The sequence below is a fragment of the Winogradskyella damuponensis genome, assembly GCF_039538385.1.
Classification (GTDB): domain Bacteria; phylum Bacteroidota; class Bacteroidia; order Flavobacteriales; family Flavobacteriaceae; genus Winogradskyella; species Winogradskyella damuponensis.
This window is the reverse complement of sequence record NZ_BAABCB010000020.1, coordinates 49619-73875: the sequence shown is the minus strand read 5'-3', so window position 1 is coordinate 73875 and position 24257 is coordinate 49619. Positions and strand designations below refer to the sequence as shown.

At 32.8% G+C, this 24257-nt stretch carries 25 protein-coding genes; 8 read left to right on the top strand and 17 right to left on the bottom strand.

The features are described from left to right. Positions 1 to 100: 100 nt before the first annotated feature. On the bottom strand, positions 101 to 661 hold the full coding sequence (locus tag ABD730_RS12155; protein WP_344714904.1) for a type 1 glutamine amidotransferase domain-containing protein: 561 nt from the start codon (positions 659 to 661) through the stop codon (positions 101 to 103). A gap of 302 nt (positions 662 to 963) precedes the next feature. Here ABD730_RS12155 and ABD730_RS12150 point away from each other — a divergent pair, with 302 nt between their 5' ends. Beyond that, entirely contained in the window at positions 964 to 2436 is a 1473-nt protein-coding gene (locus tag ABD730_RS12150) for a T9SS type A sorting domain-containing protein (RefSeq protein ID WP_334470227.1), read from the top strand. A gap of 99 nt (positions 2437 to 2535) precedes the next feature. Here the strand turns inward: ABD730_RS12150 and ABD730_RS12145 are convergent, their stop codons facing one another. From ABD730_RS12145 to recF, 8 genes are all read right to left on the bottom strand, one after another. Beyond that, positions 2536 to 3138, bottom strand: coding sequence for a short chain dehydrogenase (locus ABD730_RS12145; RefSeq protein WP_344714901.1), 603 nt, complete (start codon positions 3136 to 3138; stop codon positions 2536 to 2538). A gap of 37 nt (positions 3139 to 3175) precedes the next feature. Beyond that, the gene (locus ABD730_RS17490; RefSeq protein WP_486389699.1) at positions 3176 to 3256 is read right to left on the bottom strand and encodes a hypothetical protein; all 81 of its coding nucleotides are present in this window, start codon (positions 3254 to 3256) and stop codon (positions 3176 to 3178) included. A gap of 207 nt (positions 3257 to 3463) precedes the next feature. Next, positions 3464 to 3766: an ArsR/SmtB family transcription factor gene (locus ABD730_RS12140; protein WP_344714899.1), complete on the bottom strand. Its 303-nt coding sequence runs from the start codon at positions 3764 to 3766 to the stop codon at positions 3464 to 3466. A 127-nt stretch (positions 3767 to 3893) separates the two neighbouring features. Beyond that, positions 3894 to 4253: a hypothetical protein gene (locus ABD730_RS12135; RefSeq protein ID WP_344714897.1), complete on the bottom strand. Its 360-nt coding sequence runs from the start codon at positions 4251 to 4253 to the stop codon at positions 3894 to 3896. Beyond that, complete coding sequence (locus ABD730_RS12130) at positions 4253 to 6664, bottom strand: penicillin acylase family protein (RefSeq protein ID WP_344714895.1); 2412 nt, start codon at positions 6662 to 6664, stop codon at positions 4253 to 4255. The genes ABD730_RS12135 and ABD730_RS12130 overlap by 1 nt, the downstream gene beginning before the upstream one ends. 227 nt (positions 6665 to 6891) lie before the next feature. Further along, positions 6892 to 7188: a DciA family protein gene (locus ABD730_RS12125; RefSeq protein ID WP_215924353.1), complete on the bottom strand. Its 297-nt coding sequence runs from the start codon at positions 7186 to 7188 to the stop codon at positions 6892 to 6894. A gap of 93 nt (positions 7189 to 7281) precedes the next feature. Then, the gene (locus tag ABD730_RS12120; RefSeq protein ID WP_334470241.1) at positions 7282 to 7722 is read right to left on the bottom strand and encodes a lipocalin-like domain-containing protein; all 441 of its coding nucleotides are present in this window, start codon (positions 7720 to 7722) and stop codon (positions 7282 to 7284) included. Positions 7723 to 7811: 89 nt separating this feature from the next. Continuing rightward, complete coding sequence (gene recF / locus ABD730_RS12115) at positions 7812 to 8891, bottom strand: DNA replication/repair protein RecF (protein WP_344714892.1); 1080 nt, start codon at positions 8889 to 8891, stop codon at positions 7812 to 7814. Positions 8892 to 9031: 140 nt separating this feature from the next. Between recF and ABD730_RS12110 the strand changes: the two genes are divergently transcribed. From ABD730_RS12110 to ABD730_RS12080, 7 genes are all read left to right on the top strand, one after another. After that, a complete protein-coding gene (locus ABD730_RS12110) occupies positions 9032 to 9796 on the top strand; it encodes a tetratricopeptide repeat protein (RefSeq protein WP_215924359.1) in 765 nt (254 codons plus the stop codon). Between the two features lie 3 nt (positions 9797 to 9799). Continuing rightward, complete coding sequence (gene ribH, locus ABD730_RS12105) at positions 9800 to 10306, top strand: 6,7-dimethyl-8-ribityllumazine synthase (RefSeq protein WP_215924361.1); 507 nt, start codon at positions 9800 to 9802, stop codon at positions 10304 to 10306. A 442-nt stretch (positions 10307 to 10748) separates the two neighbouring features. After that, positions 10749 to 11033 (top strand): riboflavin synthase subunit beta, encoded by a 285-nt coding sequence (locus tag ABD730_RS12100; RefSeq protein WP_215924495.1) that lies wholly within the window; start codon positions 10749 to 10751, stop codon positions 11031 to 11033. Next, positions 11033 to 12895 carry a DNA mismatch repair endonuclease MutL gene (gene mutL, locus ABD730_RS12095; protein ID WP_344714889.1) on the top strand — a complete coding sequence of 621 codons (1863 nt, stop codon included), beginning with the start codon at positions 11033 to 11035 and terminating at the stop codon, positions 12893 to 12895. Before ABD730_RS12100 ends, mutL begins: the two co-directional genes overlap by 1 nt. A 3-nt stretch (positions 12896 to 12898) precedes the next feature. Next, on the top strand, positions 12899 to 13720 hold the full coding sequence (locus ABD730_RS12090) for a rhomboid family intramembrane serine protease (protein WP_344714887.1): 822 nt from the start codon (positions 12899 to 12901) through the stop codon (positions 13718 to 13720). A 2-nt stretch (positions 13721 to 13722) separates the two neighbouring features. Beyond that, a complete protein-coding gene (locus tag ABD730_RS12085) occupies positions 13723 to 14595 on the top strand; it encodes a rhomboid family intramembrane serine protease (RefSeq protein WP_334470251.1) in 873 nt (290 codons plus the stop codon). Positions 14596 to 14600: 5 nt separating this feature from the next. Then, on the top strand, positions 14601 to 15626 hold the full coding sequence (locus tag ABD730_RS12080; RefSeq protein ID WP_344714884.1) for an endonuclease/exonuclease/phosphatase family protein: 1026 nt from the start codon (positions 14601 to 14603) through the stop codon (positions 15624 to 15626). On the opposite strand, the gene ABD730_RS12075 is transcribed toward ABD730_RS12080, so the two are convergent. The 8 genes from ABD730_RS12075 to ABD730_RS12040 all read right to left on the bottom strand — a co-directional run bounded on the left by ABD730_RS12075 (position 15618) and on the right by ABD730_RS12040 (position 24183). After that, the gene (locus ABD730_RS12075) at positions 15618 to 15926 is read right to left on the bottom strand and encodes a DUF6122 family protein (RefSeq protein ID WP_344714882.1); all 309 of its coding nucleotides are present in this window, start codon (positions 15924 to 15926) and stop codon (positions 15618 to 15620) included. The two genes, ABD730_RS12080 and ABD730_RS12075, sit on opposite strands and share 9 nt — an antisense overlap. A gap of 12 nt (positions 15927 to 15938) precedes the next feature. Continuing rightward, entirely contained in the window at positions 15939 to 16550 is a 612-nt protein-coding gene (locus tag ABD730_RS12070) for a WbqC family protein (protein ID WP_344714880.1), read from the bottom strand. A gap of 3 nt (positions 16551 to 16553) precedes the next feature. Then, positions 16554 to 18179 carry a signal peptidase I gene (gene lepB / locus ABD730_RS12065; protein ID WP_334470257.1) on the bottom strand — a complete coding sequence of 542 codons (1626 nt, stop codon included), beginning with the start codon at positions 18177 to 18179 and terminating at the stop codon, positions 16554 to 16556. A gap of 64 nt (positions 18180 to 18243) precedes the next feature. After that, a complete protein-coding gene (gene dapB / locus ABD730_RS12060) occupies positions 18244 to 18945 on the bottom strand; it encodes a 4-hydroxy-tetrahydrodipicolinate reductase (protein WP_344714878.1) in 702 nt (233 codons plus the stop codon). 1 nt (position 18946) lies between these two features. Next, the gene (locus tag ABD730_RS12055) at positions 18947 to 19534 is read right to left on the bottom strand and encodes a DUF5683 domain-containing protein (RefSeq protein WP_344714876.1); all 588 of its coding nucleotides are present in this window, start codon (positions 19532 to 19534) and stop codon (positions 18947 to 18949) included. Next, entirely contained in the window at positions 19524 to 20426 is a 903-nt protein-coding gene (locus ABD730_RS12050) for a ParB/RepB/Spo0J family partition protein (protein ID WP_334470261.1), read from the bottom strand. Before ABD730_RS12050 ends, ABD730_RS12055 begins: the two co-directional genes overlap by 11 nt. Next, positions 20426 to 21193, bottom strand: a complete 768-nt coding sequence (locus tag ABD730_RS12045; protein ID WP_215924382.1) for a ParA family protein — start codon at positions 21191 to 21193, stop codon at positions 20426 to 20428. Before ABD730_RS12045 ends, ABD730_RS12050 begins: the two co-directional genes overlap by 1 nt. 134 nt (positions 21194 to 21327) lie before the next feature. Further along, positions 21328 to 24183, bottom strand: a complete 2856-nt coding sequence (locus tag ABD730_RS12040) for a M16 family metallopeptidase (protein ID WP_344714873.1) — start codon at positions 24181 to 24183, stop codon at positions 21328 to 21330. Positions 24184 to 24257 lie beyond the last annotated feature (74 nt).

The window sequence follows — 24257 nt, the reverse complement described above, 5'->3', positions numbered from 1 at the left end:
TGTTATAAGACATGGTCTAATCTAGACTAGAAGTTTTGTTTAAAAAAAAAAGTGAACCTTTTTTAAGTTCACTTTTTTTATAATTGTTAGTACAAATAAATTAGGCCGTCTGCATCTCGTGTTTACCTTCATAAATTTCTTCAACGAGTTTTGAAGTAAATGCCGGTAAATCATTAGGATTTCTACTCGTTACTAATCCTTGGTCAACAACGACTTCGCTGTCTTCCCAATGTGCACCTGCATTAATTATATCTTTTTTAATTGAAGCATATGATGTAACTTTTCTACCTTTTAGGACGTCTGCTTCTGCCAATAGCCAAGGCGCATGACAAATGGCTGCGACCGGTTTATGGTTTTCAAAAAATGATTTGATAAAATTTACAGCATCCTTGTTTTTTCTTAAGGTATCAGGGTTCATTACTCCTCCAGGAAGTACTAAGGCATTATAATTGGATTGTGAAACGTCATCTAATGTTTTGTCCACATTATATGTATTACTCCAATTTCCATCTTGCCAAGCTTTAATTTTTCCAGATTTTTCAGAAACAATATCAACATCAGCACCAGCTTCTTTTAAAGCGTTTAATGGTTCTTTTAATTCACTTTCCTCAAATCCATTAGTTGCTAAAATTGCGACTTTCTTTCTATTTAATTTTTCCATTTGTGATTGTATTTATTTTGTTATTAGTAATTCGATTCAACACTAAGATAATAAATGCTTTAGGCTATAGCGAATTTTAAAAGGGACTTAACGTCAGTTTAATACTAAGTGTTAAATGAAATCCGAATAATGTTAAAGATTAAAAAAAGCGTTAAAAAATTAACAGGCTTTTAATCAATAACATTGAGTGTTTTTATGGTTTTATGACATTTATTTCAATGACCATCTATCGATAAAAGTTGATTTTAGTCGTCATTACACATAATATTTTTTAATTTTATATCAACTAAAACAACAACGATATGAAGAAAAAACTACTCAATTTATTTATGATTTTTGGTCTTTTTGGTAGCCTTATGGCACAAGAATACATTACGCCAGATACTGGTATAACTTATACTTTAGACGACCTTGTCGCTGCTAGTCCCGCAACAATATCTGTCTCAGGAACCACTTATACCTTAACAGACAATCTTACTATTTCTTCAACAGATACTTTTCTTATAGATACAGATCTCACTTTAGAAATTGGAGCAGATGTAAGAATTACGGTTTATGGAACATTTAATGTAAATGCAGATAATACTACTTTTACGGCAATTGATACAAACTTGCCATATGATGGCTTCCGTTTTGAAGAGTTTTCTAATGTTAATATTCAAAATGCTACCATTCAATATGGTGGAGGCTTACGTGTTTTAACGGAAACCTTTACTATTAATAATTGTACAATAACTAACAATGTTTCTGGTGTAGCTACTGGTGGTGTTATTGCATTGTCTAGAGGTATGGCTCAGATAACTAACAATACAATTACTTTTAACGAAACTCCTGCTATTAGTTCCGGTGCAAATAGTGCTGTATCTCCTTATATATTTAATAATTATATAGAAGGAAACAACCAAGCTAATGCTAATAGACCACAAATTAATATGGGGACAACTATGGTAAATGAGCCAATTCAAATTATTCAGAATACTATAAAAGGTGACCGTAATTTAACTCAAGCAGGAGGAATAGCAGTTTCTAATTTTGTTGGAGGAGTCATTAACGCGGTGATTGATAACAATATAATAGTAGACAATCGTTATGGTATTGCTATACTTGGTGATAATGCTTCTGGATTTATTAGAAATAATGTTATTGAAGATAATGATATTCAAGGAAACCCTAATATAGGTGGAAGTGGTATTTCATTAAATGCAACTAATGAAGGCATGGATATTATTGCGAGTGGAAATGAGATACGTAGAAATTTATGGGGAATTACACTACAAGGAGAATCAAATATCAATTTAGGTGATGATGCTGACAATGTAGGGGAAAATGTGTTTTCTGAAAATGGTAATGGAGGCGTTACGTATGCCCTATATAACAATACTGATAATACTGTGACAGCATTACATAACTGTTGGGATGAAGCCAATGCACCTAATACTCTTGCAGATGCCGAAGCTGTTATTGGACACCAAAACGATAATGCAACTTTGGGCTTAGTTACATTTGATCCTGTAAATTGCGCATTCTTAAGTGTTAATGAACTCACGTTAAATGATATTTCTGTATACCCAAATCCGACGGAAGGTGAACTAAACTTGGATAACAATGCATTATATACACAACTGTATGTATACAGTATTGATGGAAAATTAATAACACAAAAACCACTTGAATTTGGTAAGAATACATTACATCTTGATTTAAATTCAGGGATTTATATGTTACAATTACAAGGTGAAAACGCTAAGGCAATTAAAAAACTTGTAGTAAAATAATTATTATATTCTATTAAATAGAGCTGCCTTAAAAGTGAATTTTTAGGGCAGCTTTTTTATTTTAGAGATTGCTTATACTAAAAGTGTTGTTATCATTATTTAGTCATATATTCTGATAATCTCACCATTTCCTTTCCCTTTTACACTTCTCACATATCCGTTTATAACTTTGTTCATTGGTATTGGGTTATGTCCTGGAAAAGCATCTTTATATTTTTCGTAAGCGTCTTCAACCATCCCTGAAGACACCACGTTAACTCTAATTCCGTTTTCAATTTCGAGTGCTACAGCTTTTACAAAACTGTGAATAGCTCCATTTACCATTGCGGCACTTGTTGTTTGTACAACGGGATCATCTGCTAAAATACCTGTTGATAAGGTTATTGAACCATTTTGATTTAAATAGTCTTTTCCAATACGAACAAGGTTCACTTGTCCCATAAGTTTACTTTTTAATCCTATATAATAATCTTCTTCAGTAAGATTATTAAAATCATCCCATTTTGCCTCTCCGGCAATACATATTATAGCATCTAATTTTCCTATTTTATCAAACATAGATTTGATAGACTTGCTGTTGGCAATATCTACAGTTACATCTGCATTTGAGCGACTAGCTATTACTATTTCGTTATCTTTTTTTAAATGGGATACAACTGTTTTTCCTATTGTTCCATGACCTCCGATGATTACTATTTTCATATGTTTTGTTTTAAATTATACATTGAGTTTTATCACATTATATTTTCTTCTTTCTTGTTTTATAAATTGTTAAGGTTGCAATAACACTCCAAAGTAAGTTGGTTACAAATGGAGAAATTGTATTATAGCAGTAACCGTTTATAGCAATTAGATTTCCGCCGAGTAAGTTTAAATACTTGACATGTTCTATATCTTTTTATGTTTTCCATAAGTGTGAGAGCATAAGCAAGAATTATCAACCCAGAACCGGTCTAACCAAGAATGTCTATCATAACTTTTATATTTTGTTATATCGCTATATGTCGATGTGTTCAATTAAATTTTTTTAACTTATAAAGTTAATATATGCTTTAATTGTATCTTCATTCCTTTTTAGATATGACCATTTTCCGTATCTAGTTGATATTAAAATTCCGCATTTTTCCATATTAGTTAAATAGGTTGAAATGGTAGATTGAGAAAGTCCGGCTTTCTCTTGAATATAAGTTACACAAACCCCATCGTTAAAATGCTTTAATGTTTCGTGTGGCGGAAAATGTTTTTCGGGATCTTTTAACCATTCCATGATTTGTACTCTGGTTTGGTTAGATAGACATTTTCCTATTTCAGTGGCTGTTTTTAAATTCATACTACAAACATATCTATAAATATCGATATGTAATAATGAATTAATAAAATTTTATAAAGTTTAGCCTGTTTACTTCTCGTTAGGACAATTTTGCCTATGTGCAGTTGATTACAAGTTTTTTATTAACTTATTTTTTATCCGCTAAAACTGAGCTTAACTGCTTACCAAAGACCGCAGCTATACCTGCAGCCAATCCGCCAATAAGTCCTGTAATCAAAATTAAAGCATAAGGATTGCCATCTAATGGTAGAAGCACAGCAATACGTTTGGCTAAGGTAAAGTCGTTACCACTACTGAGAATAAAACTATACACAGCCCAAAATAAAAGAATGGCTAAGAATGGAATAAAAAATACGGCTACTTTCTTCAGTGGAATAAATAGAGCTGTAGCAAAAGCAGCAACCATTACAGACCACCAAGGCAGAAACAATGAGAGTACAAATGCGATTATAATAGTAACTATAAAATTGATGATATTTTTGCTCATTAGTTGTTTGGTATTAAGGTTTGTGTGCCAATGATGACATCCGTTACTTTGTCGCTTTGTAAAAAATTAAGACTATAATATTTACCAGCGGCCCAATCGTCTATAAAATTATCGTAATATTTACTTCCGGGATTTCCAGATTGTCCACCAGGATAAACACCTAAGGCAGTAGGAGGTGAGGTCATTTCTACAATCATTCTCCAAGACGGTCCCCAATTTTCAGATGTAGCGTTAACAATGTTTTTTCCTCCGCCAATAGGAATATCAAACCTAGAAAATGCAGGTAAAGCTTGTAGTAAATGGCCTGCATAAGTGCCTTTGTAATTCGTCCAATTAAGATCACCATTTTCAGTTTTCCAATCGTTAAGCTTTTTAACGGCTTTTCTAAAGCTTATTAGAAATAAATCTTTGGCTGTTTCCTTTTCAGGTGTGTCTAAAATATCCATAAAGGCATCATCGCCTTTAGTTTTTAATAAGTAAATGGTTTGATAGGTAAATGGAGTCGTTATAGCTGTGTCTTCTACATCAAATTCATCCCAAACCATATTGTAAAGGATACTCCACCAAGCTTTCCAGATGCTTGGACCTATTTCTTCCATGTCATTATTATATTGCCATGCTTTGGCGATGCTGTAAATTTCTTTTTCCTCTTCGGTTAGGTTAGAAACATCCATAGTTTCTAACATATATGGCATGAGTTCTGAAGCTTTAAGATTGTAATTGTTATTATGCAAATCTTTAAAATCTTGAACGCTAAACTGTTCTTTGGATCTAAAAAAATCATTTATCACACGATTTCTGTAGGTTTCATAACCATCATTAAACACAAAATAGGGATAGGCTTCATCAACTGGAGTTTGGTTTGCAGAACTCACAAAACCACGTTTTGGGTTTTTGGTGTGAGCATTAAATTCTTGCGGAATAAAACTCTGCCAATCGTTTTCAGATTTACTGCCATCCATAATAAATTTTCCTTGGCCTTCCCATTTATTTGGTAGTTTTCCCTGTACCCAAATCGCAATATCTCCCTCTGTTGATGCAAAAACAAAGTTTTGAGCAGGTGCTGTATAGCTGCTTATAGCTTTTACATAATCTTTGTAATTTTTAGATTTATTGAGCTCTAAAAACGTTTTTTGATTGTTGCCTCCAATATGTCCAATCCATTTCATGGCATATCCTTTTTTGGCGTTATCAGATTTAAAATTATCATCGTAAAAGACAGGGCCATGATGTGTATAACGGATAGTATCTTTATAATTTTCTTTTCCTTTTATTTTAATATCTTCTATTCTATAAGTAACATCTTTCCAGTCGTCATCAAACTTATATTTTGTACCGTCTTCGTTAAATTCAATTTTATACCAGTCAATAACATCTCGTGTAGCATTAGTTTCTCCCCAAGATATATATTGGTTAAAGCCAGATATAACGCCTAAGGCTCCTGGTAATGTTGCTCCAAAAGTATTATGAGTTGGTGTGCTTAATTGCATAACAAACCAGATAGAGGGTAAATTGAGTCCTAAATGCGGATCGTTTGCTAAGATTGGGTTTCCGGTTGTTGATTTGCTGCCAGATACTGCCCAGTTATTACTACCATAGTTTGGGTCTGGTTTGTCAATTACTGTAGCAATAGAATCTAAAACAGGCTCGCTATTTGGCATTGGTGTTTGTGGTATATCTATATAGCTCCAATCATTATCTTTTGGAATTATAGGATCTGTAATATCAAAGAAATCAGGGAATAACAAATCAAAACGTTCTTTTCCAAACAAGCGTAAGGCATTCGTGTATTCAATATCTTCATCGCCACCAGCCAACATCTTGGTCATGTACATTAAAAGCAAAGCTGTTTTTTTAGGCGTCCAAGCTTCGGGTTTATAGTCGAGTAATTTATATTCAACAGGGATTTTGTCAGTTTCTAATTGATTAATATAGCTGTTTATACCCGCTGTATAGGCATCTATATATGCTTTTGTTTCTTCATCTTCATTCATTTTTAAAAGTGATTGCTCTGCTCCGTAGCCCATGCCACGTCTGCGTTCTTGCCTGTCGTAGCTTAATGCAGACTCACCAATAATTTCAGATAAACGACCTGCTGCGGCATAGGTTTGAAATTCCATTTGCCATAATCTGTGTTTTGCTGTAATATAACCTTGTGCTCTGTATAAGTCGGTTTCGTTTTGAGCAAATACATGTGGAATTAATTCGGCATCATAATGAACCGTGACTTTATCTTTTAATTCGGGAATAGAAATGTTTCCAGAAATTGATTCATCGGTTTCATTTTGCCAAACACCAGAATAAGGATTTAGAAATTTGCCTATTGGAGGAATAGAACCAAATTTGGTATTGAGCGCATAAAAAATGCCTATCGTTAAAACGAAAGATAATAGGAGTTTGAATATTTTCATGAAGTTGAATTATAGACGAATTTAAAAATAGTAATTATTATGGTGATTTTAAAATACGAATCGTATTAAATTATTTTCGAGGCGTTAGTTTTAAAAAAGGATAGTGACTTTGTATTAGGGATTTACACAAAGAGTCCTATACTTAACGGAAGGTTTACAGAGATGAAAAAGGAATTTTTAAATTGAAGAACAGATTAGCTAATTGCTGATATTATAGGCTAAAAAAATTAGCGAAGTACCAATTTTTTAACAACTTCCTTTCTAAGCGATTCGTTAAGCATTTTTATTATCTTTTCTGTTCCATAGCTTAATTCTTCACGAAGTACACTAGAGCTGAGTTGTACATAAAGTATATCGTGTTTTAATTCTATTGCTGTTGTATAATTATTAACGCCATTTCCCATCAGATTTGTCCATGCCTCACGTACATCTACTTTGTCTAAACCAGATTGTAAATTGTTGGTTTGTACAAATTCTTTTAGAATGTCTTGTATAGGTTGGTTTTCGTTTTTTCGTCTTGCCATAACTATTTTCTCTTTAACTATTTATCAATCTTGTTATTTTACCTTTAATATGAACCTTTGTGTGAATGACAAAAATTAAATTTAATAAATGTATCACTCTAAATCTAATTCTATTGAAGAATAACGTTCATAAAGATATATATTCTCACTATCATTAATAATGCGAAGTTGATTTTCTGTAGCTTCTAAAACCGTTTCTTTCCAATTAGCATAGGGGGTAGAGTAGTAGATGTTTATTTTGTTATTTTCAATTTTTAATTGAATAGCTTCAGCATCACCAGAAGTGAAATAAGTGTTGTTAATACCCGGTTTTAATTTTTTTCTAAAACCTTTTAAATCGTCATTTATACTAATATAATCTACTGTTTCATTGAATTTGTATGCTTTTTTGCTGCCATCAGACATTGTAACTTCTTTAATTTCCCAATAGCCTTCAATATATTGAATGTCGTTTTCAGGATTTTTGGAGCAGCTAAAAATGCTTAACATTATGAGTGTTAATAATACCGGTTTGAAGTTAGAAAGGTAATTCATTCTTTTATTGTCTTTTAATAGAATTTATAGGTGTTTTGCGTTTGCTAAAGTGCTCAAAAAAGTGTGTTCTAGAATGCCATCAACATGTGTTATAATTTAAAAATTTTATAAGATTGATGTGTTTGTTTTATGACATCTTCTGTACGTTCTGCATGTGTATCGCTAATAAAAATCTGTCCAAAATGAGCATCGTCTACCAACTTAATAATTTGAGCTACTCGGTTTTCATCTAGCTTATCAAAAATATCATCTAATAATAGAATAGGAGACACACCACTTTGTTGTTTTATAAAATCGAATTGTGCCAACTTTAAAGCAATTAAAAATGATTTTTGTTGCCCTTGGCTTCCAAATTTTTTAATAGGAAAACTGTCTATTAAAAAGATTAAGTCATCTTTATGTGTACCCACACTAGTGTATTGCAATGCTTTATCTTTATTAATGGTTTTGTTTAAAAGTTCGTTTAATTCAATATCAAATAAATCACTTTTATAAGTTAAGTCAATAGTTTCTTTACTCTGACTAATTGCTTCATAGCGTGCTTTAAAAATTGGGATAAACGTCTTTAAAAAAGCCGCTCTCTTTTTAAATATTTCACTGCCATAGGTGTGGAGTTGTTCATTATATATGGCAAGTGTATCTTTATTAAAGGTGTTATTTAGTGCAAAATACTTTAGTAGTGCGTTACGTTGCGTTAATACTTTATTGTAATTAATAAGTTCCGTTAAATAGCTTTTATCGCTTTGTGAAATAACACTATCAATGAATTTGCGTCGCGTATCACTACCTTCAATAATTAAATCACGATCTGCAGGAGAAATAATAACCAAAGGAATAAAGCCAATGTGTTCGCTAAATTTTTCATAAACTTTAGCATTGCGTTTAATGACTTTTTTCTGTCCTCGTTTTAAGGATACGATAATTTTTTCAGTACGTTCGTTTTTGGTGAAATGTCCATCAACTACAAAAAACTCTGCATTGTGATTTATATTTTGAGTTGCAATAGGATTAAAGTAACTTTTACCAAAAGCAAGATGATATATGGCGTCTAAGGCATTTGTTTTTCCGATACCATTAGCTCCAACAAAACAGTTGATTTTGGCGTCGAAATCGAAAACCTGACTTTCAAAATTTTTATAATTAACTAAAGATAGCGTGTTTAGATTCATGAAAAGATAACGTTATGCCTAATTTTACTGATGTAATAGGGCATTTTCAATATGTAATTAATAATTCAAAAATAACAAATAAATAGGCTTTTAAATCCCAATAAAAATTTTATTTTTGCGGACGCACAAAATGACAAGTTATGGCAACATATAAGAAAAGAGGCTACAAACCTAAAACCAAAAAAGAGAAGGAAGAAATTGTTGAAGATGATTCAACAACAGCAGAAGTATTTAATACTTTAGATGAAGGAGCTTCCAGAACTGAGGAATGGGCTGTTAAAAACCAAAAATATATTATTGGTGTGGTTGGAGTAATAGCTCTAATTGTACTAGGATATTTAGGTTACAATAAAATAGTAGCAGAGCCAAAAGCAAAGGATGCTATGAATGAAATGTACACAGCTAAAAAGTATTTTGATGATGCTGTTAGTGGTGTTGCTTCAGATTCACTTTATAAAATGTCTTTAAATGGAGGTGAAGGTAAATATGGTATGTTAGATATCATTAATGAATATAGTGGAACTCCTGCAGCTAATTTAGCTAACTATTATGCTGGTGTAGCATATTTAAACTTAAAAGATTACCAAAATGCAATCACGCATTTAAGCGATTTTTCTAGTGATGATAAAATGTTAAACCCTATTGCAAAAGGTGGTATTGGTGATGCGTTTGTTCAATTAGAGCAACCAGAAGAAGCTTTAGCATACTATGAAAAAGCATTTGCAGCTAATGCTAATGATTTTACAACACCTTTATATTTAATGAAAGCAGCAAAAGTTGCTATCAGCTTAGGTAAAAACACTAAAGCTTTAGATTATTTAAAGCGAATTAAGTCTGAATATTCTTCGTCTGACGAAGCTAAAGAGGCAGATGTGTTATTAGGAAAAGTAGAAGTAAGCTTATAATATATGGCTACTGTAAATCATAATTTATCGGATTACGATAAAACAACAATCCCAAACGCGAAAGATTTTCGGTTTGGGATTGTTGTTTCAGAATGGAATGATACTATCACCGAAGGTCTATGGCAAGGCGCTTTTGATGCTCTTTTAGATTGCGGCGCGATAAAGCAAAATATTGTGCGCTGGAATGTGCCAGGAGCTTTTGAATTGACGTATGGTGCAGCTCGAATGAGCAAAAGCATTTATGCCGATTCAGGGATGCTAGATGCTATTATTGTCATTGGCTGTGTTATTCAAGGAGAGACCAAACATTTTGATTTTGTTTGTGAAGGTGTTACTCAAGGCATCAAAGATCTTAATGTAAAAGGAGATATTCCAGTTATTTTTTGTGTACTTACCGATAATACCATGCAACAATCTATTGATCGTTCTGGCGGTATACATGGTAATAAAGGCACAGAAGCTGCAATTGCTGCAATAAAAATGGCTGCATTACGAAGAGATACAGTTTAAGTATACTGTTCTCTGTCTTCAATAGGAGATACCTGTTTCTAAAATAAGAGGTTTTTATCTTTTTAGGAGGAAGTTAAAATTTAATTTCACCTAACGACCTACGACCTACTGCCATTAACTCTGGCACTCTTTTTGTTAATAATTTTAAGGAATCCTTAAGCATTATTTCCTTGTATTTTCAGTACTTTTGAGATTAATCAAGTTTAATTTAAGAGTCACTTGTTTCAGCAAAGAAAAAATAAACGTTTTTCATATAAACCTCGCTTTCAGGATTCTGAAGAAATAAAGTCGAAGGACGACTTCGAGACCAAATGGAATAAAGTTAAAGGGAACGATAAGAAACGCGGAAGTGTTTTAACATCATTACCAGCTTTAATCATCATGTTAGTTTCGCTTTTTGTTTTAATTTATATCCTTGACGGATATATTAAATAAGGAAATTATGGGATTAATGAAAATGAAGAAGAACCGAAAGTATAATTATAAACCTCGCTTTTATAAAGGAGAGGGCAGTCCTTTTGAACTTAAACATAAATTTGATGAACACAGAACAACAGTATCTCCTGCAAAGGGTATAAAAGGTAAATTAAACGCTGCAATAAATGATTATAAGCATAATCCAGATGATGATGTGAATAAACGTGTTATTATTATAGTTGTAGTTTTAGTGTTGTTATTTTTATTTATTATTGGTTTCGACCTTTCTATTTTTCTTCCAAAAAGCTAATGTCAGATATTATTCAACTTTTGCCAGACCATGTTGCTAACCAAATTGCAGCGGGTGAGGTCGTTCAACGTCCAGCTTCAGTAGTTAAAGAACTATTGGAAAATGCTATTGATGCTAACGCTACTGAAATAAAACTTATTATTAAAGATGCTGGTAAAACTTTAGTACAAGTTATAGATAATGGAAAAGGTATGAGTGTTACTGATGCCAGATTCAGTTTTGAACGTCATGCAACATCAAAAATTAAAGCAGCGGAAGATTTATTTCAACTCAATACCAAAGGTTTTAGAGGTGAAGCTTTGGCAAGTATTGCGGCCATTGCACATGTAGAGTTAAAAACAAAACAAGCTACAGACGATTTAGGAACTACTATTGTTATTGAAGGAAGTGAAGTAAAATCGCAAGAAGTTTCGGTAACACCTACAGGAACTTCAGTTAGCGTTAAAAATTTGTTTTTTAATATTCCGGCCAGACGAAATTTCTTAAAATCAGATACTGTAGAATTACGACACATTACCGATGAATTTCATCGTGTAGCATTGGCACATCCAAACATTGCTTTTTCATTTTATCACAATGGAAGTGATTTGTTTAATGTACCTCAAGAAAATTACAGACAACGTGTGGTACATATTTTTGGTTCTAAAACAAACGAAAAGTTAGTGCCTGTTGAAGAAGAAACAGAAGTATTAAAAATTTCGGGATTCGTAGGTAAGCCAGAATATTCTAAAAAGACTAAATCTGAGCAATTCTTTTTTGTAAACCAACGTTTTATAAAGAGCCCTTATCTTAATCATGCTATAAAATCGGCATTTGAAGGCTTGTTAAAAGATGGGTATCACCCTAGTTATTTTCTGAACCTCACTGTAGATCCTAAAACAATAGATATTAATATTCATCCAACAAAAACCGAAATTAAGTTTGATGATGAGCATACATTATATGCCATTTTGCGTTCTGCAGTAAAACATAGTTTGGGTCAATTTAATATTGCACCTGTTTTAGATTTTGAACATCAGAGTAGTTTAAATACACCATATGATTATAGAGACAAAAAAGCTTCTACTCCAGCGATTGAGGTAGATCGCAGTTTTAATCCATTTGCAGAAGATTTTGGCGGAAGTAAACCAAAAACAACAAGCCATAATACCGGATTTAAATCAGCTCCTACAGCTTCTTGGGAAAGTTTATATGTTGGATTAGAATCAAAAGGAAATAATTCTGAGACAGACTATAGTCAGGTAACATTTGAAAGTGAGTCTAAAAACGAATCAATTTTTAATGATTCATCTATAGAAACTAAAAAAACGACCTTTCAATTACAGCAAAAATACATTGTAAGTACTTTAAAATCTGGGATGTTAGTTATAGACCAGAATAGAGCACATCAACGTATCTTGTATGAGAACTTTTTAAAGCATATTACAATAAAAGAAGCTACGAGTCAGCAATTATTGTTTCCATTGCAATTGCATTTTACTCCCAATGAAACTAAAATTATAGACGATTTAAAAAACGATTTAGAACATACAGGTTTTGTTTTTTCAGAATTAAGTGAAAAAGAAATTATCATTACAGGAGTTCCTGTTGGAGTGCCAGAAAGTGAAGTGTCTATTATTTTAGAACAATTAATTAGTGATGTTGAAAATGATGTGCCAGACACTAATTTCAGTGCTGCCGATTTACTGGCAAAATCAATGGCAAAGAGTTTGGCAATTAAAAACGGGCAATCATTAAATAGTACAGAACAAGAACACATGGTAAATAGTTTATTTGCCTGTAAGGAACCTAATGTATCACCAACTAACAGACCAACGTTTATTACTATGGCGGTTGATGATATTGAGAAAAAATTTATGTAGAATATGAGGTTTAATATAACAGATGCAGTAAAACATTTAATCATCATTAATGTAGTAATGTTCATTGGAACAGTGACATTAGGTGATGGTCTCTTGTTTAAGAGATTGTTTACAATGTATTTCCCTACAAACGATTTGTTTCAGCCATGGCAAGTTGTAACACATATGTTTATGCATGGTGGTCCTGCGCATTTACTTTTTAATATGTTTGCGCTTTGGATGTTTGGTACACCTGTAGAACAAAGATTGGGGTCTAAAAAATTCTTATTTATTTATTTTTCTGCTGGTTTTGGTGCCTTATTGTTTCAACTAGGATATTACTATGTTGATTATTTTACAGCAATGCAAAGTATTGCCGATTTGAATATGAGCAGTGAATTATTGAACAAGATAATAAATATAGATGCAACGTCTGGGCAATATATAAAGGGTGAAATTCTTCAACAAAAAATGATACCTATCTTAAATGAAGCAAATTTTAACACCAATATATCGAGTTCTAATTTTGCAGGATTATTTAATTTAAATGTTGTAAATACTAGTGCTATGGTAGGAGCCTCTGGCTGTATCATGGGAATTTTAGCGGCCTTTGGTATGATGAATCCAAATGCCAAATTAATGATGATATTCTTACCAATACCAATAAAAGCTAAGTACTTTATTCCAGGAATAATATTATTAGATGTCATCTCTGCATTTACAGGGCAATCCTTCTTTAGTCCAAGTAATACTGCTTATATGGCGCATGTTGGTGGTGCTGTAATAGGTTTTATAGTTATGTATTTCTGGAAGAAAAATGAAAAAGATAAATACCGTTGGAATTAATTATGAGTACTATTCAAGATTTAAAATACAAGTTTAATAATCTAGATGTTTTTGGTAAAATCATTGCTATTAATGTCGTAGTGTTTATTATTGGTCTTGTTTTTAATTCGTTATTACGAATTAATTTATTTGGGTATTTTGAGTTGCCATCAGGTATCATGGATTATCTATTTCAGCCATGGTCTTTAATTACTTATGGGTTTTTGCATAATGGTCTTTTTCACTTGGCGTTTAACATGTTATTCCTTTATTATTTATCGCGTATAACAACCAACTTGTTTCGATCCAAAATGGTTCTAAATGTTTATTTTTTAGGTATTATTTGTGGAGGATTAGCATATTTAGCCTATACCAATCTAATGCCAACGTCATTGTTTTCTGGTAAAGGTGTTTTAGTTGGTGCTTCTGCTGGCGTAAGTGCTTTGTTGCTTTTTGTGGCTACTTATATGCCAAACACAGAAATTCGTTTATTTAATGCTTTTAACGTAAAATGGAAGCATATTGCTATGGTTATTGTTGGCTTGGATTTATTTAGAATGTTACTAGGTCTTAATCAAGGAGGTTATGTGGCTCATTTTGGAGGCTATGCGCTAGGTTATATATATGCCAATAAACTACTTAATGGTTCAGATATAGGAACAGGTTTTGAGCGTACAATGGATAGTTTTATGAGTTGGTTTAAACCAAAGTCTAATTTAAAAACGGTTCATAAAACAGCTAAAAAAAGTGCAACAGCGAGTAAGACTAAAACTGAATCTGATGCGTTAAATAAACAGAAGAAGATAGATTCCATTTTAGATAAGATTAGTAAGAGTGGTTATGAAAGTTTAACAGCCGATGAAAAAGCATTTTTATTTAAAGTGGGTAAAGACTAAAACAGGTGAAAGGTTTAAAATTTGGTAGTAAAATTATATTTGTAATCAATTCGTTGGTCGCATTTTTACTGCTTACTTCTTATATCTTACCTTACATTCCTCCTAAGAGCTTTGCTACCTTATCTGTTCTAAGTTTAGGTGTGCCATTGCTCATTATTCTTAATGTTATATTCTTTGTTTACTGGTTACTGCGTGTTAAAAAACAAATGATATTGTCATTGATGGTTTTGCTTTTAGGCTGGAGTTATATCAGTTCTATGTATAAGTTTTCGTCATCATCAGACATTAAAGACGACGCTAATTTTTCAGTAATGTCTTTTAATGTAAGACTTTTAAATAAGTTTGGTTGGTTGCCAAGTAAAACGGTAAAAGAAGATATTATTAAATTAGTAAAAGAGGAGAATGCAGATATTATTTGTTTTCAAGAATACCGAAGATCTGATGCCATTGAACTAGAAGGTTACTATAATTTTAATGCCACCTATACTGATGGAGTTAAGGGCGGACAATCAATTTTTTCTAAGTTTCCTATAGTAAATTCAGGTTCATTAGAATTTCCGAATACTTATAATAATGCCATTTTTGTGGATATTGTAAAACAAAAAGATACGATACGTGTTTATACCTTTCACTTACAATCTTCTGGGATTGATACTGATGTTGAAAAGTTAAAAAATGAAACTTCAGGGCACTTATTTAAACAAGTTGGTGCGACCTTTAAGATACAACAAGATCAGGTAGATTTATTTTTAGCACATAAGGCAAAATCTAATTATAAAACAATTGTTACGGGCGACTTTAATAATACACCCTATTCTTATATATACAGAAAAATAAAAGGTGATAATTTAAAAGATACGTTTGAAGAAGCAGGTAATGGTTTTGGTAGAACTTATGATTTTAAATTCTTTCCAATGCGAATTGATTTTATTTTGGCAGATAATGATTTTACGGTTAATGGATTTAAGACGTTTGATGTAAAACTTTCAGATCATTACCCTATAAAAACAACTTTAAAGTTATCACATTAGTCCGCAATCTGCTGTGTCTGCTATAATGTGAATTACGAGCCCTAAGCCAAGCAATCGAGTCTTTTTAGGAATTAATAATAATAGGTAAACGGCAATAGCATAGTAGGAGTGAAGTGGGTGAAAATTGATGCTACAGCGGTTAGGATCAAAAATAGGGTTTGCCAATAGATGATCTAAATCAATCAGCATACCTAATATCATAATACAGTAGGCTTTTATCCAATATTTCTTATAAAACAGAATAGCAATAGCTAAAGGTAAACCGAAGTGTATGCCGTAATGAACAAATGACTGAAGCATTATTTTTCGGGTTTATAGTGTTTGTTTCTTTAAGTATAACTCTGTATTTGGACCTTCATTAAATAATAAGTCTAAAATACTAAGATTGGGTATAAATCCATGCTTTTCAGTAAAAACTTGGGTGTAAGGCTGAAATGATTCCACTTTAAAATTTCGCCTTACTAAAGTTCTAAAATCTGTTTTGTCTGTGGTATCTTTTTCAAAAACCGATGTGTGTTTTGGGGATAGATTTAATTGTAAACTATCTGAAAGTATATCGAAGCATTTTAAATTAAAATTTAAAATATAATCGAAATGTGTTTCAAAAAGTGGCATTAAATCGTCTATATAATACTCAAAAAAAGGCGACATACTATAAGCCGACTGTAAAGACTTTAAATGCTGAATTTGCCATTTTTCTTCATTAGCAATTCTTACATCCTTATAGAGCTGTCTGTTTTTTTGTGAGTAACTTACCGGAACTGTTAAGGCCAGTTTTCCATTAGCGCCATAGATTTCAGCACGATTTCTAAACGATTGTTTTTGATAATTATCACAAACTTCAAAATAAACAGAATCCGAATTAACAATTGCCCAAAAGTGCGCAATGTTAGGAAAAGAGGTTGGATATATAAGACTATTCAAAATTTAACTCTCCTTAGCTTTCTTTTTTCTTCTCCATTTGTTAAAAATGCTGATGCCTATAATAAGAACTATAAAAGGTATCAAATAAGATGTACGTTCGCCAGTTCCGCTTACAGTGGTAAAAATTCGGTCCCAACGGAAACGCCAATTTTTAAGGCCATCATTAATACCATCAATACTCATCCATATAAATACAGGTTTCCCGATAACGTGATCATATGGTACAAATCCCCATGCTCTAGCATCAATAGAGTTATGACGGTTATCACCCATCATCCAATAATAATCTTGCTTAAACGTGTAAGATGTTGCAGGTTTATCGTCAATAAATATTTGATTGCCTCTTGTTACAACTTTATGACCTTCATATTCAGCGATGGCACGTTTATAAAGTACAATGTTATCCATGTTTAGCTCAAGAGTACTTCCGGCTTTAGGAATCCATATAGGTCCAAAAAAGTTATAATTCCAATTGTGCTTTAAGTCGTGAGGAAATACGTTTGGATCTCTGATGCCTTCATCCTCACCATGAAAGTTTATTGATGCTATGTTAGGATGTACAACGGCTTTTTTAGCCGCTTCTTGTGTCGCTTGTACAATAAAGGTTTCGCGTTGGCTATCGTAACGAATGCCGTCAGTTATATCATATTTTTTTAGAATAGGCCTAACTTTTTGATTAAGCTCGTACATCGTGTTAGCGTTTATGTTATTAAAAACAACATCGTATGAAAACTGAACTTTTGCTCTATTTGGTAGTTTATTTTGCTTCCCATTAATATAAACAACTCCATTTCTAACCTCTAAGGTATCTCCCGGAATACCAACGCAACGTTTTACTAAGTTGGTCTTTTTATCAATAGGTTTGTAATAGTTTCTGTCTGGTGTAAACTTGTTCATATCCACCAAAGTATCTGCAGGTTGCCCAAATACAACGATATCATTACGTTCTATTTTTTCAAAACCTGGAAATCTGAAATACGGCAATTGGAGTTTGTTCATCCAAGAGGTGTTTCGTTCTTCAAAATGATCATTGAATAAGTACGACTTTGTTCCTAAAACAGGAATAGTGTCATGTACCATTGGTGCTCCAACAGTTGTCATTGGTGCTCTTGCTCCATAATGTATCTTACTTACAATAAGAAAGTCGCCTACCAATAACGATTTTTCTAAGGAAGATGAAGGGATAACAAATGGTTGAAAAAAGTAAGTGTGTACAATGGTTGCAGCTACAATTGCAAATAGGATAGAGGTAATCCATTCGCCTGTAGATGTTTTAGGTGTAAGTCTTCTGTTCTCTATATAATTAACGTCTGCCACATAGTTTAGGTAGTACAGATAAAACCCTAAAGTAACGATACATAAAAGGGCGTCAATTTTACTGTCTTTTCCAAACGCACGAGCCGTTTCTACCCAAGCAGCAGGAATCATAATAAGATTTACAATAGGCAAAAACATTAAAATTACCCACCACCAAGGACGTGTGATAATTTTCATTAAAATTACAGCGTTGTAAATTGGTATAAAGGCTTCCCATGCTTTACGGCCTGCTTTTATATATAATTTCCATGTGCCTAAGCCATGTATAATTTGTAATACGAGTAAAAAGATAAACCACTGTGTCCAAGTCATACCGTTATGTTTTGTCTATATGTTGGTTGAAAATTATTTTAATTTGTTTCAAAATATTGGCAAGTTAACCAATGTTTAACACATCTTTCATGCTAAATACGCCTTTTTTGTCTTTAATCCATTCTGCAGCAATTACAGCTCCTAAAGCAAAGCCTTGTCTGTTGTGCGCAGTATGTTTAATGCTTATAGCGTCTATTTCAGAATTGTATGTGATTTCATGTGTGCCAGGAACGTTTTCTATTCGTTTGGCATCAATAAGAATTTCTTTAGGTTGAGGTTGGTCTAAAGTCCAATTGTTATAATTGGTATTTTCTATAATCTGTTCTGCTAAAGTAATTGCTGTGCCGCTTGGTGCATCTAGCTTTTGTGTGTGATGAATTTCTTCAATGCTAGTTGTGTATTCAGGAAAATCAGACATTAGCTCACTTAGTCTTTTATTAATTTCAAAAAAGATGTTTACACCTAAGCTAAAATTTGAAGCGTATAAAAATGCGCCATTTTTTTCCTTGCAATAGTCTAATATATCTTGGTATTGATCTAGCCAACCTGTTGTTCCGGAGATTACAGGAACACCAGCGTCTAAAGCACGTTTTATATTTGCTACAGCTGTTGTAGGTAAGCTAAAATCTATGGCAACATCTGTATTTGAAAAATCAAAAGCTGTTGTTGCACTCGAAACTTTTAATGAGATAGTGTGGTTGCGATTTAGAGCAATTGTTTCAATGCTTTTGCCCATTTTGCCGTAACCAAGTAAAGCAATTTTCATATTAAAACTTGAAATTGAGTGTTAGTCCTAAGTCTGAAGTGTTTTCCATTTCATTGTATTGGTAATGTGGACTTAGACTTAGATTTTCATCGACATTAAATTGAAGTAAATGTGCATCAACGTTAGCATCAATAATATTAAGAGCATACAAGCCAAAGGTAATTAATAGCGACATTTCTTTATTTCGTCTAAATTGTTCTTGAGCTCTAATAAGACCATCATCTGAAATTAAACCATAAAATTCATCATCTTTAAAACCGGCTAATCGGCTTTTATAAGCATCTCTATAACGGTCAAACTGTTTGTCGTTTCTAACGTAAAAGTAAACGCCAGCTCCAATAGCTCCCCAAACAATTGGGATTTTCCAATACCTTTTGTTATAGGCTTGGCCTAAACCCGGAAGTATAGTGGAGTAAAATGCTGCTTTTGATGGCCTTAGAGGGTCAATTTCTTTTTTAACCAATGTTTTATTAGCTATAATAGGACTTTGGTCTAAGGCAATACTAGTACTGTCTTTTTCTTTTTGAGAAAATGAATATAATACCGAGAACATGCATAGTAAAAGTGTATATAAACCTTTATTTGTCACGTTGTACTAGTTTTTTTATTCTATTAAAATCTTCTTCAGAATGAAAAGGGATTGTTATTTTTCCGCTTCCGTTTTTTGCGATTTTAACATCTATTTTATGGCCAAAATATTCTGAGAATTCCTTAACTCCTTTCTTTATATGTTTAGGGACTTCTGTAGCAGTATTTTCTTTTTTAGGTGTCTCATCAGAATTAAGGTTCTTAACCAGTTGTTCTGTGGCTCTAACAGACAGTTTATTACTTATTATTTTTTCATAAACTTCAAGCTGGTCAATTTGGCTTTCAATATTAACCATAGCTCTTCCGTGTCCCATGGTAATAAAACCATCTCGCATACCCGTTTGGATAATTGGATCTAATTTTAATAAACGTAAATAATTAGCAATTGTAGAGCGTTTTTTGCCCACACGTTCACTCATTTGTTCTTGAGTTAAATCTATTTCGTCTATTAAGCGTTGATAGGATAAGGCAATTTCAATAGGATCTAAATCTTGACGTTGAATATTTTCAACCAAAGCCATTTCTAAGGACTCTTGGTCGTTAGCAATTCTAATATATGCCGGAATTGTTGTTAGCCCAATGAGTTTTGAAGCTCTAAAACGACGCTCACCAGATACCAATTGATAATTGTTAAAGGCTAGTTTTCTTACGGTTATAGGTTGAATAACGCCTAATTCACGAATTGAAGAGGCGAGTTCTCTTAAGGATTCTTCATTAAAATTTGTTCTTGGTTGAAAAGGGTTGACTTCAATACTGTCAATATCGAGTTCTACAATATTACCAACAACTTTATCTGCATTTTTATCTTCTGCAGAATTAATATCGTTTTCAGGATCTTTCAACAAAGCCGAAAGTCCACGTCCTAATGCTTGTTTTTTTGTTGCTTTGGCCATTATAATTCGTTTTTCTTAATCAGCTCTTTGGCTAAGCTCAAATAATTAGCTGCCCCTTTACTGCTTACATCATAGTTAATAATGCTTTCACCATAACTTGGTGCTTCGCCTAAACGTACGTTACGTTGAATAATAGTGTCAAAAACCATATCTGTAAAGTGTTTTTGGACTTCTTCTACGACTTGGTTAGATAAACGTAAACGCGAATCGAACATAGTTAAAAGTAAGCCTTCAATATCTAACGCTTCATTATGTATTTTTTGTACACTTTTAATAGTATTTAACAGTTTGCCTAAACCTTCTAGTGCAAAATATTCGCATTGAATAGGAATAATTACAGCATCTGCAGCCGTTAAAGCGTTTAATGTTAGTAAGCCTAAAGATGGAGCACAGTCAATTAAGATATAATCATAGTCTGATTTTAAATCTATAATTGCCTTTTTTAGCATATACTCGCGTTCTTCTTTATCTACTAATTCAATTTCTATAGCGACAAGATCTATATGTGCAGGCATAACATCTACATTTGGTGCATTAGAAGCGATTATAGCTTCTTTGGCAGTAGCAGTATGCTCTAATACTTGGTATGAGCCTATTTCAACAGTATCTACGTTAATGCCCAAGCCAGAACTTGCGTTGGCCTGAGGATCAGCATCTATTAGTAATACTTTCTTCTCAAGAGCGCCTAGAGAAGCGGCTAAATTTACTGAGGTTGTTGTTTTTCCAACACCTCCTTTTTGATTAGCAATTGCAATGATTTTACCCATTAAATGATTTGGTTTTTCTAGGGCTTAAAAATACGATTATTTACGAGTTTAGGAAACTGAAGTTGTTAACATTGACTTAATAAAAAAGGCAGTCAAAAAAAAGACTGCCTTTAAATGACTCTAATTTAAAATTATTATTCCTCAGGCAATAAAATAGCCTTTATATAGCCTCCTGTTAAATACTTCTTAGCAACATCGTGAATGTCTTTTGTGGTTAACGCATTAATATTGCGTTCGTAGTTTATAACATTATTAATGTCGCTTTGGTTGTAGTCTGCACCTTTTATAGTCGATAGCCAAAATCGATTTTGTTCTAAATCATCTTTTCTACTTAATAATAATGCTTTTTTTACTTTATTTAAATCAGTTTCTGTTGGGCCATCTTTAATGATTTTTTCTAGTTCGGCAATAGAGGCCTGAGATAGTTTTTCTGCATTTTCAGGTGCACAAGGGAATGAAATGCTAAAATTAAAGCGACCATAAGGTAATTTGCTAATAGAGCCTCTAGCGCCAGCTCCGTATACACCACCTTCTTCTTCTCTTAGTTTTTCGATTAGTTTAATACTTAAAATTTCACCTAAAACATTCATTGCTCTTGCGTCGTTAACATTGTATTTTGCTTCGCCAGAATAGGTGAGGTTGACCTGACTTTTTGGCTCTGTGCCTTTATAGTATATAAACTCATGCGCACCTGATTTTGGTCTAAATGTAGTAGTTTTATACATTTCTCTCTCTGAATTTCCAGGTAAAGAAGCAATATAAGTTTCAGCTAATTCAGCAATCTTATCTTCATTAATATTACCAACAAAATAGAAGTTAAAATCTCCTGCGTTGGCAAAGCGCTCTTTGTATTTTTCGTATGCTAAATCATAATTGGCCTTGTCTAGATCTACTTCTGTTGGGAAGCCTGTATATCTAGGATTTCCTTCATTGGTGAATTCATTAAGTGCAATTGAGAATGAGATATTAGGATTAGATAGAATATTACCTAAAAAAGCTTTTTGTTTACTTATATACGATGCAAAGGCTTCAGGGTCTTTGTCTAATTTAGTAAAGTATAAGTGAATCATTTGAAACATGGTTTCAAAATCTTTTGGTGAAGCAGCGCCTCTCATCCCTTCACTTAAGTTACCAATAAATGGACTAACGCTAGCAATTATACCAGACATTAATTTGTTTAGATCGTTTTTAGTGAGTCCGTCAATACCAGCTTCAAATAAGCCTCTATTGGCGTTTGCGGTTTCTTTTAAAACTTCATCAGAGTATAGAGAGGTGCCTCCATAACTATATGCTTCAAATAAGATTTCGTCATTTTTAAAATCTGTTTTTTTGTAAATGACTTTGGCACCATTGCTTAGTGTAAGCGTTGTGGTTTCATTAATTTGACCTTCGTTGCTAACTTCTTTTTTAATTATGCTGCCTTTTTTAGGTTTAATGGGCATTAAGTGCTCTCTTACAGCTTCGTCTTCATAATCTTTAATTTCGGCTTTTTCTACGCTTTTTAATAAATCAATGACTTCTTGTTCTGTTACTTTTTTAAGCCCTTCTTTTTTAGGGCCTGTTAATATAACTAGTCTATTGTCGTTATGTAAGAATTTGTTAATTAAAGCATTAACTTCGTCTAGTGTTATTTTAGGTAATTCTGTTTGTGCAAAATTGTAGGTCCACTCAATTCCAGGAATCGGGCTTTCTTGTAAGAAATTTTGAATATAACGGCCAACAATTCTACCTGATTCTTGCTTGTCTTTATTTTTAAATTGACGTTCTAATCGTGCTAAGAAATCTTTTTTAGCACGTTTTAGTTCTGAAGCTTTAAAGCCATAACGCTTAACACGTTCGTTTTCTTCTAATAGCGTTTTTAGGGCTTCTAATTGACCAGTGTCATTGGTTTGTGCAAAAGATTGGTAGGCGTCTTTATTACCAATAATACCTCCTTTGTATGAAAATCCGTAGATAAAAGGCGGATTTGGTTTGTTGCTGTATTCGCTTAATCTATTATTAATCATTTGGTCAAAAAGACCTTCAACCATATTGTCTCTGTAGTCGCTAATTGTTTTTGTTTTTTTTCTTTCGCCTTTATCTTTATAATATATTTGAACTTGTGAGCCTGTGGCTTCTTCATCCCATTCAATGGCGATAAACGTTTCTTCGTGGTTTTCTGAACCAAATTCTTCTCTTGGCTTCGGATTCTTTGGATTTTTAAGGTCGCTAAAATTGTCTTTTATTTTCTTTTCAAGTGTTTCTACGTCTAAATCACCAACAGCAATTACTGCCATTAAGTTTGGACGATACCAATCTTTTTGAAAGTTTCTAAGGCTTTCGTATTTAAAGGTCTCTAAGTTTTCTTTTGTGCCAATTGGTAAGCGATCTGCATATTTAGATTTGTAAGCAATTTTGTCTAAATATTTAGATTGCATTCTGGTTGCGGCGCCAAGACGTGTTCTGTATTCTTCAATAACGACACCGCGTTCTTCATCAATATCTTCTTCTGTAAGTAGTGCGTTGCCAGCCCAATCGTGCAAAATTTGAAACCCTTTATCTAACTTCTTAGGATCGTCACTAGGAATAGGGAGGATGTAAACCGTTTGGTCAAAACTTGTGTAAGCATTTAGGTCTGCACCAAACTCTATACCAATACCTTGTAGGTAGTCTACTAATTCGTTTTTCTTAAAATTGGTGGTTCCATTAAAATTCATGTGCTCCATAAAGTGAGCTAGACCACGCTGGTCTTCAGTTTCTAAAATAGAACCTGCATTAATGGCTAAGCGTAATTCTACTTTGTCTTCAGGTTTGCCGTTATTCTGAATGTAGTAAGTAAGGCCGTTTGAGAGTTTGCCTATTTTAACTTCAGGCGAGGTTGGTAATTGGTCTGTTGGAATGTAGCTGCTGGTTTGGTTTTCTAGTGTCTTAGTTTGTGCATTCGTTGTAAATGTCGCAAGTAAGCAGCAGACAAAAAATGTTTTAAACACGAGGGAAATCTTTGTTTTCATGTGAATGATGGTTTAAGTGGATTAATTTTTGCATAAGAAAATTCCTCTAAATTTAGAGATAATATGTTAATTAG

Coding starts and splice junctions, on each gene's coding strand:
- ABD730_RS12155 (WP_344714904.1), bottom strand. CDS start 661: ATGGAAAAATTAAATAGAAAGAAAGTCGCAATTTTAGCAACTAATGGA.
- ABD730_RS12150 (WP_334470227.1), top strand. CDS start 964: ATGAAGAAAAAACTACTCAATTTATTTATGATTTTTGGTCTTTTTGGT.
- ABD730_RS12145 (WP_344714901.1), bottom strand. CDS start 3,138: ATGAAAATAGTAATCATCGGAGGTCATGGAACAATAGGAAAAACAGTT.
- ABD730_RS12140 (WP_344714899.1), bottom strand. CDS start 3,766: ATGAATTTAAAAACAGCCACTGAAATAGGAAAATGTCTATCTAACCAA.
- ABD730_RS12135 (WP_344714897.1), bottom strand. CDS start 4,253: ATGAGCAAAAATATCATCAATTTTATAGTTACTATTATAATCGCATTT.
- ABD730_RS12130 (WP_344714895.1), bottom strand. CDS start 6,664: ATGAAAATATTCAAACTCCTATTATCTTTCGTTTTAACGATAGGCATT.
- ABD730_RS12125 (WP_215924353.1), bottom strand. CDS start 7,188: ATGGCAAGACGAAAAAACGAAAACCAACCTATACAAGACATTCTAAAA.
- ABD730_RS12120 (WP_334470241.1), bottom strand. CDS start 7,722: ATGAATTACCTTTCTAACTTCAAACCGGTATTATTAACACTCATAATG.
- recF (WP_344714892.1), bottom strand. CDS start 8,891: ATGAATCTAAACACGCTATCTTTAGTTAATTATAAAAATTTTGAAAGT.
- ABD730_RS12110 (WP_215924359.1), top strand. CDS start 9,032: ATGGCAACATATAAGAAAAGAGGCTACAAACCTAAAACCAAAAAAGAG.
- ribH (WP_215924361.1), top strand. CDS start 9,800: ATGGCTACTGTAAATCATAATTTATCGGATTACGATAAAACAACAATC.
- ABD730_RS12100 (WP_215924495.1), top strand. CDS start 10,749: ATGGGATTAATGAAAATGAAGAAGAACCGAAAGTATAATTATAAACCT.
- mutL (WP_344714889.1), top strand. CDS start 11,033: ATGTCAGATATTATTCAACTTTTGCCAGACCATGTTGCTAACCAAATT.
- ABD730_RS12090 (WP_344714887.1), top strand. CDS start 12,899: ATGAGGTTTAATATAACAGATGCAGTAAAACATTTAATCATCATTAAT.
- ABD730_RS12085 (WP_334470251.1), top strand. CDS start 13,723: ATGAGTACTATTCAAGATTTAAAATACAAGTTTAATAATCTAGATGTT.
- ABD730_RS12075 (WP_344714882.1), bottom strand. CDS start 15,926: ATGCTTCAGTCATTTGTTCATTACGGCATACACTTCGGTTTACCTTTA.
- lepB (WP_334470257.1), bottom strand. CDS start 18,179: ATGACTTGGACACAGTGGTTTATCTTTTTACTCGTATTACAAATTATA.
- dapB (WP_344714878.1), bottom strand. CDS start 18,945: ATGAAAATTGCTTTACTTGGTTACGGCAAAATGGGCAAAAGCATTGAA.
- ABD730_RS12050 (WP_334470261.1), bottom strand. CDS start 20,426: ATGGCCAAAGCAACAAAAAAACAAGCATTAGGACGTGGACTTTCGGCT.
- ABD730_RS12045 (WP_215924382.1), bottom strand. CDS start 21,193: ATGGGTAAAATCATTGCAATTGCTAATCAAAAAGGAGGTGTTGGAAAA.
- ABD730_RS12040 (WP_344714873.1), bottom strand. CDS start 24,183: ATGAAAACAAAGATTTCCCTCGTGTTTAAAACATTTTTTGTCTGCTGC.